Genomic DNA, 15,458 nt, shown 5'->3' on the forward strand with positions numbered 1-15,458 from the left:
GTGCACGCCACGTGACGGGGAGGGCGGGTGAAGCCGTCGCCGGGGGTGCAACGGCGGGGCCCGCGGACGGGAGCACTCCCGTCCGCGGGCCCGGTGGTGCGGTGGGCGGGCCGTCAGGGGACGGCGGGGCCGGCGGTGGTGTTGAGCCAGGCCCACTCGGACCAGGTGGAGAAGCCGGTCTGCCACCGGTGGTGGACGCCGGCGGTGCTGGTGCCGAAGACCTCGATCCGGCCGTCGGCGTTGGTCGCCGCGCCGACCTCGGTGCCGGGCCCGCCGAAGGTCTCCCACTGGCCGTAGGGCGCGTTGACGCCGGTCTGCCAGGTGTGCTGGGCGGTGCTGCCGTTGATCGCGAACACCTCCACCCGGCCGTCCGGCGAGCGCTCACTGGTCAGTTGGGAGTCGGCGGGGCCGCCGGCGGCTTCCCAGCCGGACCAGGTGGTGGGGTCGGTCTGGTACTTGTGGAAGACGCCGACCGGGCCGGAGGCGAAGACTTCGAGGCGGCCGTCCTGGTTGTGGTTGACGGTGAGGCTGTGGCCGCCGCTGCCGAAGGTGTCCCAGGGGGACCAGGCGCCGTTGACGGCGGTCTGCCACTGGTGTTGGAAGGTGGTGCTGTTGAGGGCGAAGACTTCGAGGCGTCCGTCGGGGGCCTTGCCGAGGGCGACCTGGCTGTCGGCGGGGCCGCCGCCGGTGGATTCCCAGCCGGACCAGCCGCTGTTGGGGGCGGTCTGGTACTTGTGGAAGAGTCCGGTCGGGCCGGAGGCGAGGACTTCGAGGCGTCCGTCCTGGTTGGCGCCGACGGCGATGCCGTGGCCGCCGCTGCCGAAGGTGTCCCAGCCGGACCAGGTGCCGGAGGGCTGGAGTTGGTAGCGGTGTTGCAGTGTGCTGCCGTTCAGGGCGAACAGCTCCAGCCGCCCGTCCTGGTCCGGGCCGATCGCCAACTCGGCGCCGCCCGGCCCGCCCAGGGACTCCCAGTCGGACCAGGCGCCGTTGACCGCCGTCTGCCAGGCGTGCGAAACGCCGTTCGCGCCGGCCGCGAAGGCCTCCAGCCGCCCGTCCGCCGACCGGGCCGACACCACCTTCCCGGACTGCGCCGGGTACACCACTGGCGCCGGCCCCGGGTCGTGGTGGCCGAGCCGGTCCACGGCGGCCTGCGCCGCGCCCAGGTACCGCTGGTGGGCGCCCTGGTTGTAGGTCGACCAGGGCTGCCAGTTGGTGCCGCCGTTGGAGATCCGGAACGCCGCGTTCGCGTTGCACTGGGCGTCGAAGGCGCAGGCGTCGCTGACCTCGGGGTGCCAGTAGTCGTTGATCTCCCACAGGCCGCGGTCGCGGGACGGCGGGGTGTTGTTCTGGACGTTGGACGCCGACGGGTTGCAACTGGACTCGGCCATGCCGACGGCTATCGCGGTCACCAGGGCGTCGCCCCGGAACCCGGCCTGGTAGCCGACCTCGGCGCACAGGTCGATGCCGGTGGCGGCCGGCGCGGGCGCGGCCCCGACCATCAGGCCCGCCGCCACGCCGAGCGCGGCCACGGCGGACAGCAGGATGCGGTGCGGCGCCCGGCGGGCGCGGTGCGTGCTCGTCACGTGATCGCTCCTCAGCCGACGGCGGGGCCGGCGGTGGTGTTGAGCCAGGCCCACTCGGACCAGGTGGAGAAGCCGGTCTGCCACCGGTGGTGGATGCCGGTGCTGCTGGTGCCGAAGACCTCGATCCGGCCGTCGGCGTTCGCGGTGGCGGTGATCCCGGTGCCGGGGCCCCCGAAGGAGTCCCACGGGCTGAACGGGGCGTTCAGGCCGGTCTGCCAGGTGTGCTGCGCGGTGCTGCCGTTCATCGCGAAGACCTCGACCCGGCCGTCCGCGGTCGGCTGGCTGGTGAGTCGGGAGTCGGCGGGGCCGCCGGTGGCTTCCCAGCCGGACCAGGTGGTGGGGTCGGTCTGGTACTTGTGGAAGACCCCGACCGGGCCGGAGGCGAAGACTTCGAGGCGGCCGTCCTGGTTGTGGTTGACGGTGAGGCTGTGGCCGCCGCTGCCGAAGGTGTCCCAGGGGGACCAGGCGCCGTTGACGGCGGTCTGCCACTGGTGTTGGAAGGTGGTGCTGTTGAGGGCGAAGACTTCGAGGCGTCCGTCGGGGGCCTTGCCGAGGGCGACCTGGCTGTCGGCGGGGCCGCCGCCGGTGGATTCCCAGCCGGACCAGCCGCTGTTGGGGGCGGTCTGGTACTTGTGGAAGAGTCCGGTCGGGCCGGAGGCGAGGACTTCGAGGCGTCCGTCCTGGTTGGCGCCGACGGCGATGCCGTGGCCGCCGCTGCCGAAGGTGTCCCAGCCGGACCAGGTGCCGGAGGGCTGGAGTTGGTAGCGGTGTTGCAGTGTGCTGCCGTTCAGGGCGAACAGCTCCAGCCGCCCGTCCTGGTCCGGGCCGATCGCCAACTCGGCGCCGCCCGGCCCGCCCAGGGACTCCCAGTCGGACCAGGCGCCGTTGACCGCCGTCTGCCAGGCGTGCGAAACGCCGTCGGCCCCGGCGGCGAAGGCCTCCAGCCGCCCGTCGGCCGAGCGCGCCGACACCACCTTCCCGGACTGCGCCGGGTACACCGGCGGGGCGGGGCGGGGGCCGGTGCCCGGCGTGCAGGGCATGCCGATCCCGCGGTCCGCCAGGTACCCGACCGGGTCGGTGCGCACGGTCGCGTTCGCGTCCGCCCAGACCCGCAGGTGCAGGTGCGGGCCGGTGGACTCGCCCTCGCTGCCCATCCGCGCGATCAGCTGACCGGCCGTCACGTGGTCGCCGGCCGCCACGTCCCGTTCCCGCATGTGCCCGTACTCGGTGATGGTCCCGTCCGGGTGCAGGACGCGGATCCACTGGCCGTAGCCCTGGGCCGGCCCGGAGGCCACCACCTGGCCGTCGCCGACCGCGTAGATCGGGGTGCCGTAGTCGTTGGCGATGTCGATGCCGTTGTGCTCCGGGGTGTAGCCCTGGGTGATGGGACCGGCGGCCGGGCAGGACGCCGCGAACCCGGCGGTCGCGGCGGTCGACGCCCCGGCCGGGCCGGCGGGCACGCCGACCGGCAGCAGCAGGGCGGCCACGGCCAGCGCCAGCCGCGCGACGCGGCGGGGGAGCGGGGCTTCCGCCCGAGCGCCCCTCAGGCCCCTCACTCCCCTCGCGCCATTCACGCCTTTCACGCCTTTCACGCCTTGCGCAGACGGTCGATGATGCCGTCGATGTCGAGCCGCATCAGGTCCGGCCGGATGATGTGGCCGCCGTCCACCTCGTGCGAGTCGTGCGGGATGCCGGCCCGGTCCAGCAGCGAGCGGAACTCCCGCTGGCCGGCCAGCACCTGGGGCTCGTTGACGCTGCTGAACCAGTCGACCGGGCTGGGGCTGGTGCCGGCCACCAGGAACACCCGCTTGTTGCGGTAGCTCTCGATCCGCTCCACCGGGTTGTCCGCGCTGACCCGCGCCTGGTCCCAGAGCGGCACGCCGTAGACCGTGCCGCCCGCCAGGTCCAGCGCCGCGGACGAGGCGTTCGCCCAGTGCGCCACCAGGCCGCCGTCCCGCCGCAGGCTGGCCGGCCCGGAGTGGGCGCTGACCGAGGCGAAGTGGCCGTAGTACTTCGCGGCGTACTTCAACGCGCCGAACCCGCCCATCGAGAAGCCGGACACCGCGCGGCCGTCGTACTCGGCGAAGGTCCGGAAGTTCGCCTCCACCCACGGCAGCAGCTGGTTGATGTGGAACTCCTCCCAGTTGCGCGGCCCCACGTTGGAGCTCACCGGGTTGGAGTACCAGCCGGCGTGGCCGCCGTCCGGCATCACCACGATGATCGGCTTCCCGGCGGTCCAGTCCCGGACGCCCATCCGGTCGAAGGTGATGAAGTCCTGGTCCGTGCCGCCCCCGTGGAACAGGTACAGCACCGGGTAGGTGCGCCCGCTCGACCAGTAGTCGTCCGGCAGCAGCACGTTCACGGCGGGGTTCCACCCGATCGCGGCGGTCCGGAACCGGTAGTACCGCATCCGCGGGTCGCTCTCGTTGCGGTCCACGACGGTCAGGCCGAACCCGTTGTCGGCCGCCGCCGCGGGCAGCGACCCCGCCGCCCCGAACGCCAAGGCGGCGCCGAGCCCGCCGGCCGACCTGAGGATGCTCCTACGGGTGGGGTGGTGCGCGGTCAACACGACCTCCTGGAAAGCGCCTGCCGACGGCCGCTCCCGACCGCCGGATGTCGAGCGCTAGGGACGCTAACCACCCACCCCCGACCACAGAACCCGGAACCATCCGGACTGACACTGGCCCGCTCCGGCCGTAGCGTCCCTCCGTCATGAGCCGCTCGAGCCGCTGCGTCCCCCGCCGCGGCCGGGGACGCAGCGGAGCCCGGGCGATGGCCCGGGCTCCGTGGGGGCAAGGCAACTGCGGTGGTGCTGAGGTCAGTTGTCCAGGTCGTACGCCACCGTGACCGGGGCGTGGTCGCTCCAGCGCTCGGCGTGGGTCTCGGCGCGCTCCACCCGGCCGTCGGTGGCCTTGGCGGCGAGGCCGGGGGTGGCGACCTGGAGGTCGATCCGCCAGCCCGAGTCGTTGTCGAAGGCGCGGCCGCGGTAGGACCACCAGGAGTAGGGGCCGGTGCGGTCGGGGTGGAGGGCGCGGACGACGTCGACGTAGCCGGCCTCGTCGTAGACGCGGTCGAGCCAGGCGCGCTCCTCGGGGAGGAAGCCGGCGGACTTCTGGTTGGCCTTCCAGTTCTTGAGGTCCTCGGGCCGGTGGGCGATGTTCCAGTCGCCGCAGACCACGACCTCGCGGCCGTCGGCGGCGGCGCGGGCGCGCAGGGCGGTGAGGTGGACGAGGAATTCCGCCATGAAGCGCTCCTTCTCGTCCTGGCGCTCGGTGCCGACCTCACCGGAGGGGAGGTAGAGGCTGGCGATGGTCAGACCCGGCAGGTCGATCTCCAGGTACCGGCCCGCGTCGTCGAACTCCGCCGAGCCGAACCCGATGGCGCTGCGCTGGGGCTCCTGGCGGGAGAGGACCGCGACGCCCGCCCGGCCCTTGGCGACGGACGGGGCCCAGAGGGCGTGCCAGCCGTCCAGGTCGCGCAGTTCGACGGGCAGCTGCCCGGGCTCCGAGCGCACCTCCTGGAGGCAGATCACGTCCGCCTCCGTTCCGGCCAGCCACTCGACGAAGCCCTTCCTGGCCGCCGCCCGGATTCCGTTCACGTTCACACTCGTCACCACGATCACCCGGGCAGCCTACCCACTGGCGGCTCCGTCCCGAACCGTGACGCGCGGCCGGGAGCGGCCCCGGGAGGGCTGTCGTGAACGTGGCATGAATGTTCGCGACGGCCGCATCAAGCCGTGCCATTGGTCTTGACCATCTCCGGACGGAGCACCTAGGGTCGCTTACTGCAAAGACCTTTAATAAAGAAGGACGGATAAAGGCCCGCTCTCCCACCTGCCGCAACAGCGGGCAGCGGGTCAGGGATCCGCCCTCCTTGTCGCAGGGCGGACAACAGCAGGGTGGAGGACACGGTGGGGACGACAGGACAGCTCTCGGCGGTACCGGAGCCGAAGTACTGGCACCTGCGCACGGTGCTGCTGCGGGCCATCGACACGGAGTTCTCCACCGGCCAGGTCCTGCCGAACGAGCGCGAGCTCTCCGCCCGCTTCGGGGTGGCCCGGGCGACGCTGCGCCAGGCCCTGGACCAGCTGGAGCTGGAGGGCCGACTGGTCCGCCGCCGGGGCATCGGCACCCTGATCGCCGCGCCGCGGGTCGGCGTCCCGGTCAACCGGCAGGAGGAGGGCTGGCCCGGCGCCGGCCGCAGCCAGGCCTGGCGCGCGGTGGACTGCACCACCGCCCCCGCCGCCGCGCCGCTGGCCAGGAGCCTCGGCATCGCCGAGGGCGCGACCGTGCACACCGTCCGCCGGGTCCGCCTGGTCGAGGGCCGCGCGATGGCCTCCGAGTCCCTGCACGTGCCGGCCGCCGCCCTGCCGCACCTGCCCGGCTTCCGCGCCGAGAGCGACCGCGCCCGGTCGGTGCTGCGCCAGCTGGAGCGCCTGGAGGTCGACGGCGAGTCCCGCTCCGTCGAGCTCGGCGTCGCCGAGGCCGACGAGGCCGTGCTGCTGGAGCGCCCCCCGGGCACCCCGGTGCTGGTCATGACCACCCAGTACGCCGCGGCCGGCCGCCTGGTGGCGCTCGCCGTCGCCACCTACCGCGCGGACACCTGCAAGCTGACCTTCGGCGAGACCGGCCTGGTCGAGGTTACCCCGGTCGGTGCGACCCCCGAGGTCCGCACCGCCTCCTGAACCACTCCCCGACACCCTCGGACACCGGCCCGGACGCCCAACTGGCGTCCGGGCCGGTGTCGTTGACCGCCACCCCGATGGCTGGTTACCGTGCGGGGAGACGGACTCAGGAGGGGGTGGCCGGTGAACCCGGTGCTGGAGTGGTGGGCAAGGGGCGAAGTGCTGGCGTTCGACTGCCTGTTCCGGGCGGACGGCACGGCCCGGGAGGCGGAGTTCGACGGGCCGGAACACCTCCGGCTGGAGCTGGGCGACCCGGTGGATGTGGCGGAGCTGGCAGCCGAGCCGTCGTCGGGCGAGCCTGATCTCGACCTCAACAGCGAGACCGAACTGCCGGACGGCCGAGGCTACTTGCAGTGCGGCGACGGCGGCCTGGGGCACCTCGGCTTCATCGCCCGACTCGGCCCGGACCGTGAGCTGGTGTGGCTGCTGACCACCTCGACCGGCAACCCGTTCCTGCGGGCCACCGTGGAATGGCCGTCGGCGCACTTCGTCAACGACTGGGGTAGCACCCTCACCCTCGACCTGACCGCCCCCGAGTACGCCGCCCCGTAGCCCTCACACCCGGGGCGGGTCCACCGCGAAGAGCTGGTCCTCGACGTGGTCCAGGGCGACCCGCAGGGCGCCCATCGAGACGACCTCGGAGCCCAGTGCCGCCAGGGCGACCTCGGGGGCGCGGAGGGTGAACTGGGCGAGGCGTTCGCGCAGCGGTTCCAGGACGCCGTCGAGGCCGGCCGCCCAGCCGCCGATGACGACCAGCTGGGGGTCGATGGCCAGGACCAGGGCGGCGACGCCCTGGACGAGGCGGGTGAGGAAGCGGTCCATGGCGACCTTGGCGACCTCGTCGCCCTCCCGGGCCAGCCGCAGGACGCGGGCGACGGCGGCCTCGTCCAGGGGGTTGAGGGGCTTGCCGGTGGTGGAGAGCAGCCGCTCCGGGGTGACCTCCTGGCCGAGCAGGTGCAGGGCGCCGATCTCGCCGGCCGCGCCGCCGTAACCGCGGTGCAGCCGGCCGTTGATGAGGGAGCCGGCGCCGGGGCTGAGGCCGGCCATCACGAAGACCACGTCGTCGGCGCCGACCGCCGCGCCCTGCCAGTGCTCGGCGATGGCGGCGAGGTTGGCGTCGTTCTCGATCAGGACGGGGCACCGGAAGGAGCGGCGCAGCCGGGCGCCGAGGTCCAGCCCGGTCCAGCCGGGCATCGCGGTGCCGAGCCGGACGGTGCCCTCGCGGTCGACGATGCCGGGGGTGCCGATGCCGACGGACCACAGGTTGTCCCGGGAGATGCCGGCCTTGCGCAGCACCTCGGCGACGGCGGTGCGCACGGCGGAGAGCCGGTCCTCGGCCTCCAGGGTCTCGTCGACGGGCTTGAAGTGACTGCCCACCACCTCGCCGGTGAGGTCGGCGAGGATGACCCGGACGTCGTGCACGCCGATCTCGATGCCGAGGATGTGCCCGGCCTCGGCGCGGAAGCGGAACCAGCGGGCCGGGCGGCCGCGGCGGCCGGTGCCCGGCGGGCCGTCCTCCCGGGGCTGCTCGACCTCGGCCACGAGCCCGGTCTCGACCAGTCCCTCGATCACGCCCTCGACGGTCGGCCGGGAGAGCCCGGTCTCGCCGACGAGCTGAGTGAGGGTCACCGAGTGGCCGGTCCGCAGCGCCCGAAGCGTGACCGCCGCGTTGATCCGCCGCAGCAGCGAGGAGTCTCCTCCGGTGAGCCGATCCGCCAAAGCGATGCCCTTCGCCGTTCGCGCGACTGCAGTGGCGCGCGGTGTCGAGTGCGCGGAGCCCACCGAATGGCCCGCGGGGGTCTGCCCCCGGGACACGGCACGGGCGGCGCGCCGCCACCCCGTACGAGGGGCCCGGAGGACTGTCCGGAGCCTACCGGGGGACCGCCCGGCGCGGCGAGGATTCCCCCAGCTCACCCGGGCTTCGGTATCGAAATGGTACGGATCGGGTGGTGGTACGTGACCCCGGCTTCACCGGCCGGCCGCAGCGGGCCCCCGCCCCGGGCGCCGTCCCCGGACGGACCAGCGGGCCCGCACCGACAGCAGCGAGCCGACGCTGAGCCAGGAGCACCCCGAGAACGCGCTGAGGACCGAGCCGGCCGAGCCGACGGACAGCACGCTGCCGACCGAGCCGATCGAGAGCACGGATCCGACCGAGCCGATGGACAGCAGCGAGCCGATGGAACCGATGGAACCGATCGAGCCGAGGGAGGCCCGGGAGCGGATCGAGCGGGAGGGGGTGGGGGAGGGGACGGGAGCGGCCATGCGCCCGATCGTAACGGGGACCCCGTCGCTCCACCGGGGGTTCGGTCCACCCCGCGGGGCAGCGGCCCGCCGCGGAACCAGGACCGTCCGGCGGCCCGCGCCGGAGCCCGGCCCGCCCCGGGGCCCGAGCCCGCCCCGGCGCGGGCCTCAGTCCGTCCGGGCCACGAACAGCCCCTGCCCCAGCAGCCCCATCGGGTGCCCGTCCTCCGGCAGGGTGATCACGGTCGGGCAGCCCGCGGCGGTGAGGGCGGCGCGCCAGTGGTCGGCCGGGTGGGCGGCGAGGCCGCGGGGGTCGCCGGTGATCAGCAGGTCGAGGTGCTCGGTGACGGGGGCGAGCAGCAGCAGGCGGCCGCCGGGGGCGAGCAGGTCGACGAGGGCCGGAACCTCCTCCTCCGGCCGCCCGAGGGCGGTGGCGACGACGACGTCGTAGCGCCCGCCGTCCGGGGCGAGGTGGTGCTCCGCGTTCTGCCGGGGCCGGGCCGCGAGGGCGCGGGTGACGACGGTCTCGGCGCCCTCCCGGTCGAGTTCGAGCACCCGCAGCGGCCGCGGGCCGGGGTGGGCCTCGCCGGTGGCGCGGACCAGGGCGCCGAGGGCGGTGCCGAGGTAGCCGCGGGCGGCGGCCCAGCGGACCGGGGCGGCGGCCGGCCGGGGCGTCTCCTCGCCGGTGAGCAGTTTGGGCAGGCGCAGGGCGCCGCGCCGGACCCGGTCGAGGACGGCGGCGGTGCCGAGGCCGTCGGCCCAGGCCTCGGCGGCGGGTCGCCAGGCATCGCGGACCTCGGCGGCGGTGAGTTCGGGGGCGCCGCAGTACACCGGTCCCTGGGCGCCGCCGTCTCGGCGGGTGAGCAGGCCGTGCCGGGCGAGCGCGTCGAGCCAGCGGCCGACCCGGGGGCGCTGGGCGGGGGTGACCTGGGCGGTGGCGAGGAGTTCGGCCTCGGAGCAGCCGTGCCCGGGGTCGGTGAGCACGCCGGCCTGCTGGAGGGTGTGCAGGAGGGCGGTGAGCACGGCCCGGTCCAGGTGGGCGCCGAAGCCGGTGATCTGGTCGGCGGTGAGGCCGATGCTGTGCTTCCACGCGGCGGCGGTGGCGGCCTCGGTGTCGGCGCGCAGTCGGCGGTCGGCGGCCTCGGCGCGGTTGTCGGGGGCGCGGACGTGGGCGAGGACGGCGCCGAGCGCGTCGACGGCGGCGTAGACGTCGTCCTGCCGGGGTTCGGGCCCGACGTGCAGGACGAGCCGCAGGGCGCCGAGGTCGTGGTCGGCGAGGCCGGGTTGCCGGCTGAGCCGCCAGAGCAGGGCGGAGGGCAGGCTGAGGTGGGTGGTGCCGTTGGCGGCGAGGGCGCTGAGCTGGTCCTCGGGCGGCTGCTCGGGGTCGGCGCAGTGCACGGTGCCGCCGGCCAGCAGGGTGGCGAGGGAGAGTTCGACGGCCAGTTCGGTGGCCGGGTGCAGCACGGTGTGCCGGATCGGCGGCGGGCCGAGCACGCCGGCCCAGTGCCGCAGCCGTTCCTCGGCGGCGCGGGCGGTGGAGGGCGGCAGGGAGGCGTGTGCGGCGACGCGTTCGGCGAGGGCCCGGGGCAGGCCGCCCGGCGGGGAGACGCCGAGCAGCAGGCCGATGCCGCTGATCGCGCGTCCGTCGGCGACGACGGCGGGCCGGTCGCCGAGCTCGCGCAGCGCGCTGACCAGCGCAGGGGTCGAGGCCAAGGTGATCACTCCGGGGTGCGGGGGAGAAGCCGCACTACTGAACCATGCGGCCGGGCCGGTGGAGCCCGCCGCAGAGTCAAACTTCCGTAATGATTTTCATATCGGACATCCAAGCGGCGGGCACGACCCTGCCACGAACACGTCGGAAGTTCACATTCCGGAACTGTTGCCCCTTCCCTTGACAGGTGGTTCGGGTGCTGGATTACTTGGCCTGGGCTTGGCCTGACCGAACGATCGGTTGGCCCTCGGGCCCAGGCCGACCTGCGGAGGAGCGATGATGACCGGCAGCGCACCCGACCCGGACCGGCGCCTGGGGGAGCCCATTGCGCCCGCACTGCTGGACGCCGGGGAGCGGATGGGCGTCGACGAACTGCGCGCCCACCAACTGGACCGGCTCCGGGCCACCCTGCGGCACGCCTACGACCACGTCGAGCTCTACCGCCGCAAGTTCGACGCCGCCGGGGTGCACCCCGAGGACTGCCGGACCCTGGACGACCTCGCCCGCTTCCCCTTCACCACCAAGGCCGACCTGCGCGAGGGCTACCCCTTCGGCATGTTCGCCGTCCCGATGGAGCGGGTCCGCCGGATCCACGCCTCCAGCGGCACCACCGGGCGCCCGACCGTGGTCGGCTACACCGAGAACGACCTGTCCATGTGGGCCGACGTGGTCGCCCGCTCGATCCGCGCGGCCGGCGGCCGGCCCGGCCACAAGGTGCACATCGCCTACGGCTACGGGCTGTTCACCGGCGGACTCGGCGCCCACTACGGCGCCGAGCGGGCCGGCTGCACCGTCATCCCGGCGTCCGGCGGCATGACCGCGCGCCAGGTGCAGCTGATCCAGGACTTCCGCCCCGAGATCATCATGGTCACCCCGTCCTACCTGCTCACCCTGCTGGACGAGTTCGAGCGCCAGGGCCTGGACCCGCGCGCGAGCTCGCTGGAGGTGGGCATCTTCGGCGCCGAGCCCTGGACGGAGGAGATGCGGCGGGAGATCGAGGAGCGGCTCGACCTGCACGCCGTCGACATCTACGGCCTCTCCGAGGTGGTCGGCCCGGGCATCGCCCAGGAGTGCGTGGAGACCAAGGACGGGCTGCACATCTGGGAGGACCACTTCTACCCGGAGGTCGTGGATCCGTTCACGGACGAGGTGCTGCCCGAGGGGACGGGCGGCGAACTGGTCTTCACCTCGCTCACCAAGGAGGCGCTGCCGGTCATCCGCTACCGCACCCGGGACCTCAGCCGGCTGCTGCCCGGCACCGCACGGCCGGCCTTCCGGCGGATGGAGAAGGTCACCGGGCGCAGCGACGACATGGTCATCCTGCGCGGGGTGAACCTGTTCCCGACCCAGATCGAGGAGATCCTGCTGCGCACCCCGGGCGTCGCCCCGCACTTCCAGCTGCGGCTGACCCGGCAGGGGCGGCTGGACCACCTGACGGTCCGGGTGGAGGCCCGGCCGGAGGCGCCGGCCGCGCTGCGGGAGGCCGCCCGGGAGGCGGTCGTCCGCGCGGTCAAGGACGGCGTGGGCGTGACGGTCGCGGTCGAGGTGGTGGACCCGTACACGCTGGAGCGCTCGGTCGGGAAGATCAGGCGGGTGGTCGACGAGCGGCCCCGCTGAGCGGCTCGGCGGCGGCCGTACGGCCACCGAGCCGCACGGGCGCACGGCTGCACGGGCGTGAGCACGTGCGGCCGACGGCTGAGCGGCCCCGGTCGCGGCGGGGCCTATGCTGCGGGGCATGCCGAGTGAGCTGCGAGTTCATCAAGCGGACACCGACCGGGCGTTCATCCTGCGGGAGACCGAACTGACGCCCGTTCCCTTCGTGCCCGAGATCCGCCTGCACATGGCGCCGGACGCCATCGCCCTCTGGGAGAGCACCGAACGCGAACGCGGCGAGGCCGGACTGCCGCCGCCGTTCTGGGCGTTCGCCTGGGCGGGCGGGGTGGCGGTCGCCCGCTACGTCCTGGACCACCCCGAACTGGTCGACGGCAAGGCGGTGCTGGACATCGCGGCCGGCTCCGGCCTGGTCGGGGTGGCGGCCGCGCTGCGCGGCGCTCGGGACGTCCGGGCGGCCGAGATCGACGCCTACGCGGTGTCCGCCGTCGGCCTCAACGCCGGGGCCAACGGCGTCCGGGTGGCCGCCGCGCTGGTCGACCTGGTGGACGGCGACGGCGCCCCGGCCGACGTGGTGCTCGCCGGGGACGTGTTCTACGAACGGGCCATGGCCGGCCGCTTCCTGCCCTTCCTGGAACGCGCCGCCGCGCGCGGCGCCACCGTGATCGTCGGCGACCCCGGCCGCGCCTACCTGCCCCGGGACCGCTTCACCGCGGTCGCCGCCTACCAGGTGCCGGTGGTGGCGGACCTGGAGGACGCCTCGGTCAAGACCACCACGGTGTGGCGCCTGCGTCCATGATCCGAAAATCCCGGCGGCGCGGCCGAACTCCCTGCTAGACAGGCCGACATGACCCCACCGATCGTGCTGCGCCCCGCCGCGCCCGAGGAGATCCCCGCGCTGCTCGCCCTCTGGGCCCGGGCCGCCAAGGGCACCAGCATCACCGACGACGAGGCGGGCGTGGCCGCGCTGCTCGCCCGGGACGGGGAGTGCCTGATCGTCGCCGCCGCGGCCGACGACCCGGGCACCCCGCTCGGCACCGTGATCGCCGGCTGGGACGGCTGGCGCTGCCACCTCTACCGCCTCGCCGTCGACCCGGCCCACCGCCGCCGGGGCATCGGCACCGCCCTGCTGGCGGCCGCCGAGCAGCGCTTCGCCGCCCTCGGCGGCCGCCGGGCCGACGCCATGGTGCTGGACGACAACACCCTCGGCCACCGCACCTGGCAGGCCGCCGGCTACCGCCCCGAACCCCAGTGGACCCGCTGGGTCAAGCCCCTGCCCGGCGGGGCGGGGTAGCGCGCCGGCCGTCCACGGGAGCGGCCCCGGCACCCGGTAACCGGGGGCGGTCCGGCCGTCAGCCGCGCAGGCGGGCCAGCCAGGCCTCGACCTCGTCGGAGCGGCGGGGGAGGGCGGCCGAGAGGTTCTCGTTGCCGTCGGCGGTGACCAGGATGTCGTCCTCGATCCGGACGCCGATGCCGCGGTACTCCTCCGGCACGGTCAGGTCGTTCGGCTGGAAGTACAGGCCGGGCTCGACGGTGAGGACCATGCCCGGCAGCAGCTGCCCGTCGAGGTGCTCCTCGGTGCGGGAGTGGGCGCAGTCGTGGACGTCGATGCCGAGCATGTGGCCCGTCCCGGCGAGCGAGAACCGGCGGTGCAGGCCCAGCTCGTACACCCGGTCGGCGGTGAGGTCGCCGAACAGGCCCCAGGCGGTGAGGTGTTCGGCCAGCTCGCGCTGGGCGGCGCGGTGGAAGTCGCGGAAGTCGCCGCCGGGCCGGACGGCGGCGATGCCGGCCTCCTGGGCGGCGTACACCGCGTCGTAGACCTTGCGCTGGATGTCGGTGAAGCGGCCGGAGACCGGCAGGGTGCGGGTGATGTCGGCGGTGTAGAGCTCATTGGTCTCCACGCCCGCGTCGAGCAGCAGCAGGTCGCCGGGGCGGGCCCGGCCGGTGTTGCGGACCCAGTGCAGGGTGGTGGCGTGCGGGCCGGCGGCGGCGATGCTGCTGTAACCGACGTCGTTGCCCTCCAGCCGGGCCCGGACGAAGAACGTCCCCTCGATCAGCCGCTCCGGGGTCGCCGTGTCGGTGCCGAGGACGCGCACCACGTCCTCGAAGCCGCGGGCGGTCGCCTCGCAGGCGGAGCGCAGCTCGTTGATCTCGAACTCGTCCTTGACCAGGCGCATCCCGGACAGGAAGACCTCGAACGCGGCGTCCCGGTCGGCGACCGCCGCGGTCCGGAGCGCGGCCTCCACCCCGGCGTCGTGCCCGCGCAGCACCCGGACCGGGGCGGTGGCCGCGGCCAGGTCGGCGCGCACCGTGCGGACGTCCCGGCAGGGCAGGCCGAACAGCTTCTCGCTCTCGGTGAGGCTGTTGCGGCGGCCGTCCCACAGCTCGCCGTGGGTGTCCAGCCAGAACTCGCCGTTGTCGGTGCGGGAGCGGTCGCGCAGGTAGAGCACGGGGAGGTGGCCGCTCTCCCCGGTGGGCTCCAGGACCAGCACGGCGTCCTGGGACTGGTCGCCGGTCAGGTAGGCGTAGTCGGAGGACGGGCGGAACGGGTAGTCGGTGTCGTTGGCCCGCACCTTGGGGTTGCCGGACGGGACGACCAGCAGCTCGCCGGGGAAGGCGGCGGAGAGCGCGGCCCGGCGGCGCGCGGTGTGCTCGGACTGGGCGATCGGCGCCAGCGCGTGGCGCTCGGTGTCGGCCCAGCCCTGGGTCATGTTCCGGGCGAGTTCGTCGGTGACCCCGCGGGTCAGGCCGTTCTTGCGGTACTTGATCGGCTCGGTGGGCTCGGTCACTGCGAACTCTCCAGTCGGGGGAGGGGGAAAGCCGGGTGCTTCGCTACGCTGTCCTGCCGGGTGCGCAACAAGCGTTTTGTACGGTATATCGAACGGCGCCCGGAGAGAAGAGGCTGAGGATGAACGACTCCGAGGGATCGGTGCGGGGTGTCCTGGCCGCCAATCTGAAGTGGATCCGGACCCAGCGCGGACTGTCGCTGTCCGAGCTCTCCCGGCGTGCGGGCATCGGCAAGGCGACGCTCTCCCAGCTGGAGTCCGGCGCCGGGAACCCGACCCTGGAGACGGTGCTCGGGCTCTCCCGGGTGCTCGGCGTGCCGATCTCCGACCTGGTCGAGGGGCGGTCGTCCGGCGAGGTGACGGTGGTCCGGGCGGCCGACGCCGAGGTGCTCAGCGGGCGCGGCGTCGACCTGCGCCCGCTGCGCCGGATCGAGGCCGGGGACGTGGTGTTCGAGGTCTACGACCAGCAGGTGCGCACCGACGGCACGCAGATCTCCGGCGGCCACACCGGCACCGAGCACACCGTCGTGCAGTCCGGCCGGCTGCGGGTCCGGGCGGGCCGCTGCGAGGTGGAGCTCGACCCGGGCGACTACATCGGGTTCGACGCCTCGCTCCCGCACTCCTACACCGCGCTCAGCGGGGAGCCGGTGCGCTCGGTGCTCCTGCTGCAGTACCGCGCCGAGCAGCGGCTGCACCTCGCGGAGCCGGGCGGGGCGGGGGAGGCGGGGGAGCAGGCGCCGCCCTGCCCGGGGAGGTGAGGTGCGCCCGGCCGTCGCCTCGTTCGCTTCGACGAACGGATGGCCTCGGGTGTTCGGGGTCCGCGCGCCGAGCGGCTACCGGGA

At 74.3% G+C, this 15,458-nt stretch carries 14 protein-coding genes; 6 read left to right on the plus strand and 8 right to left on the minus strand.

What is annotated here, in order from left to right:
- Nucleotides 1-113: 113 nt before the first annotated feature.
- From AB0O91_RS37190 to AB0O91_RS37205, 4 genes are all read right to left on the minus strand, one after another.
- Nucleotides 114-1,499 (minus strand): hypothetical protein, encoded by a 1,386-nt coding sequence (locus AB0O91_RS37190; RefSeq protein ID WP_363442924.1) that lies wholly within the window; start codon nucleotides 1,497-1,499, stop codon nucleotides 114-116.
- Nucleotides 1,500-1,594: 95 nt separating this feature from the next.
- A complete protein-coding gene (locus AB0O91_RS37195; RefSeq protein WP_363442926.1) occupies nucleotides 1,595-3,130 on the minus strand; it encodes a peptidoglycan DD-metalloendopeptidase family protein in 1,536 nt (511 codons plus the stop codon).
- A 41-nt stretch (nucleotides 3,131-3,171) separates the two neighbouring features.
- The gene (locus AB0O91_RS37200; protein WP_363442852.1) at nucleotides 3,172-4,149 is read right to left on the minus strand and encodes an esterase family protein; all 978 of its coding nucleotides are present in this window, start codon (nucleotides 4,147-4,149) and stop codon (nucleotides 3,172-3,174) included.
- 252 nt (nucleotides 4,150-4,401) lie between these two features.
- On the minus strand, nucleotides 4,402-5,205 hold the full coding sequence (locus AB0O91_RS37205; RefSeq protein ID WP_363442854.1) for an exodeoxyribonuclease III: 804 nt from the start codon (nucleotides 5,203-5,205) through the stop codon (nucleotides 4,402-4,404).
- Nucleotides 5,206-5,493: 288 nt separating this feature from the next.
- Here AB0O91_RS37205 and AB0O91_RS37210 point away from each other — a divergent pair, with 288 nt between their 5' ends.
- Nucleotides 5,494-6,267 carry a GntR family transcriptional regulator gene (locus tag AB0O91_RS37210; RefSeq protein ID WP_363442857.1) on the plus strand — a complete coding sequence of 258 codons (774 nt, stop codon included), beginning with the start codon at nucleotides 5,494-5,496 and terminating at the stop codon, nucleotides 6,265-6,267.
- A gap of 123 nt (nucleotides 6,268-6,390) precedes the next feature.
- The gene (locus tag AB0O91_RS37215; protein WP_363442860.1) at nucleotides 6,391-6,819 is read left to right on the plus strand and encodes a hypothetical protein; all 429 of its coding nucleotides are present in this window, start codon (nucleotides 6,391-6,393) and stop codon (nucleotides 6,817-6,819) included.
- A gap of 3 nt (nucleotides 6,820-6,822) precedes the next feature.
- Here AB0O91_RS37215 and AB0O91_RS37220 read toward each other — a convergent pair whose 3' ends face one another.
- From AB0O91_RS37220 to AB0O91_RS37230, 3 genes are all read right to left on the minus strand, one after another.
- The gene (locus AB0O91_RS37220) at nucleotides 6,823-7,986 is read right to left on the minus strand and encodes an ROK family protein (protein WP_363442863.1); all 1,164 of its coding nucleotides are present in this window, start codon (nucleotides 7,984-7,986) and stop codon (nucleotides 6,823-6,825) included.
- A 249-nt stretch (nucleotides 7,987-8,235) separates the two neighbouring features.
- Nucleotides 8,236-8,529 (minus strand): hypothetical protein, encoded by a 294-nt coding sequence (locus tag AB0O91_RS37225; RefSeq protein ID WP_363442866.1) that lies wholly within the window; start codon nucleotides 8,527-8,529, stop codon nucleotides 8,236-8,238.
- A gap of 147 nt (nucleotides 8,530-8,676) precedes the next feature.
- Nucleotides 8,677-10,221, minus strand: coding sequence for a hypothetical protein (locus AB0O91_RS37230; protein ID WP_363442869.1), 1,545 nt, complete (start codon nucleotides 10,219-10,221; stop codon nucleotides 8,677-8,679).
- Nucleotides 10,222-10,498: 277 nt separating this feature from the next.
- Here AB0O91_RS37230 and paaK point away from each other — a divergent pair, with 277 nt between their 5' ends.
- From paaK to AB0O91_RS37245, 3 genes are all read left to right on the plus strand, one after another.
- Complete coding sequence (paaK, locus tag AB0O91_RS37235) at nucleotides 10,499-11,836, plus strand: phenylacetate--CoA ligase PaaK (protein WP_363442872.1); 1,338 nt, start codon at nucleotides 10,499-10,501, stop codon at nucleotides 11,834-11,836.
- Between the two features lie 118 nt (nucleotides 11,837-11,954).
- On the plus strand, nucleotides 11,955-12,629 hold the full coding sequence (locus AB0O91_RS37240; RefSeq protein ID WP_363442875.1) for a 50S ribosomal protein L11 methyltransferase: 675 nt from the start codon (nucleotides 11,955-11,957) through the stop codon (nucleotides 12,627-12,629).
- A gap of 48 nt (nucleotides 12,630-12,677) precedes the next feature.
- Nucleotides 12,678-13,124 carry a GNAT family N-acetyltransferase gene (locus AB0O91_RS37245; RefSeq protein ID WP_363442878.1) on the plus strand — a complete coding sequence of 149 codons (447 nt, stop codon included), beginning with the start codon at nucleotides 12,678-12,680 and terminating at the stop codon, nucleotides 13,122-13,124.
- Between the two features lie 58 nt (nucleotides 13,125-13,182).
- Here AB0O91_RS37245 and AB0O91_RS37250 read toward each other — a convergent pair whose 3' ends face one another.
- Complete coding sequence (locus tag AB0O91_RS37250) at nucleotides 13,183-14,619, minus strand: aminopeptidase P family protein (RefSeq protein WP_363442881.1); 1,437 nt, start codon at nucleotides 14,617-14,619, stop codon at nucleotides 13,183-13,185.
- A 119-nt stretch (nucleotides 14,620-14,738) separates the two neighbouring features.
- Between AB0O91_RS37250 and AB0O91_RS37255 the strand changes: the two genes are divergently transcribed.
- Complete coding sequence (locus tag AB0O91_RS37255) at nucleotides 14,739-15,374, plus strand: XRE family transcriptional regulator (RefSeq protein WP_363442884.1); 636 nt, start codon at nucleotides 14,739-14,741, stop codon at nucleotides 15,372-15,374.
- Nucleotides 15,375-15,458 lie beyond the last annotated feature (84 nt).

The organism is Kitasatospora sp. NPDC089797, assembly GCF_040684795.1.
In the GTDB taxonomy this organism is placed as follows: domain Bacteria; phylum Actinomycetota; class Actinomycetes; order Streptomycetales; family Streptomycetaceae; genus Kitasatospora.

Excerpts from the sequence above, each read along its gene's own strand:
- AB0O91_RS37245 (WP_363442878.1), top strand. The coding sequence starts at position 12,678 with ATGACCCCACCGATCGTGCTGCGCCCCGCCGCGCCCGAGGAGATCCCC.
- AB0O91_RS37225 (WP_363442866.1), bottom strand. The coding sequence starts at position 8,529 with ATGGCCGCTCCCGTCCCCTCCCCCACCCCCTCCCGCTCGATCCGCTCC.
- paaK (WP_363442872.1), top strand. The coding sequence starts at position 10,499 with ATGACCGGCAGCGCACCCGACCCGGACCGGCGCCTGGGGGAGCCCATT.
- AB0O91_RS37190 (WP_363442924.1), bottom strand. The coding sequence starts at position 1,499 with ATGGTCGGGGCCGCGCCCGCGCCGGCCGCCACCGGCATCGACCTGTGC.
- AB0O91_RS37240 (WP_363442875.1), top strand. The coding sequence starts at position 11,955 with ATGCCGAGTGAGCTGCGAGTTCATCAAGCGGACACCGACCGGGCGTTC.
- AB0O91_RS37255 (WP_363442884.1), top strand. The coding sequence starts at position 14,739 with ATGAACGACTCCGAGGGATCGGTGCGGGGTGTCCTGGCCGCCAATCTG.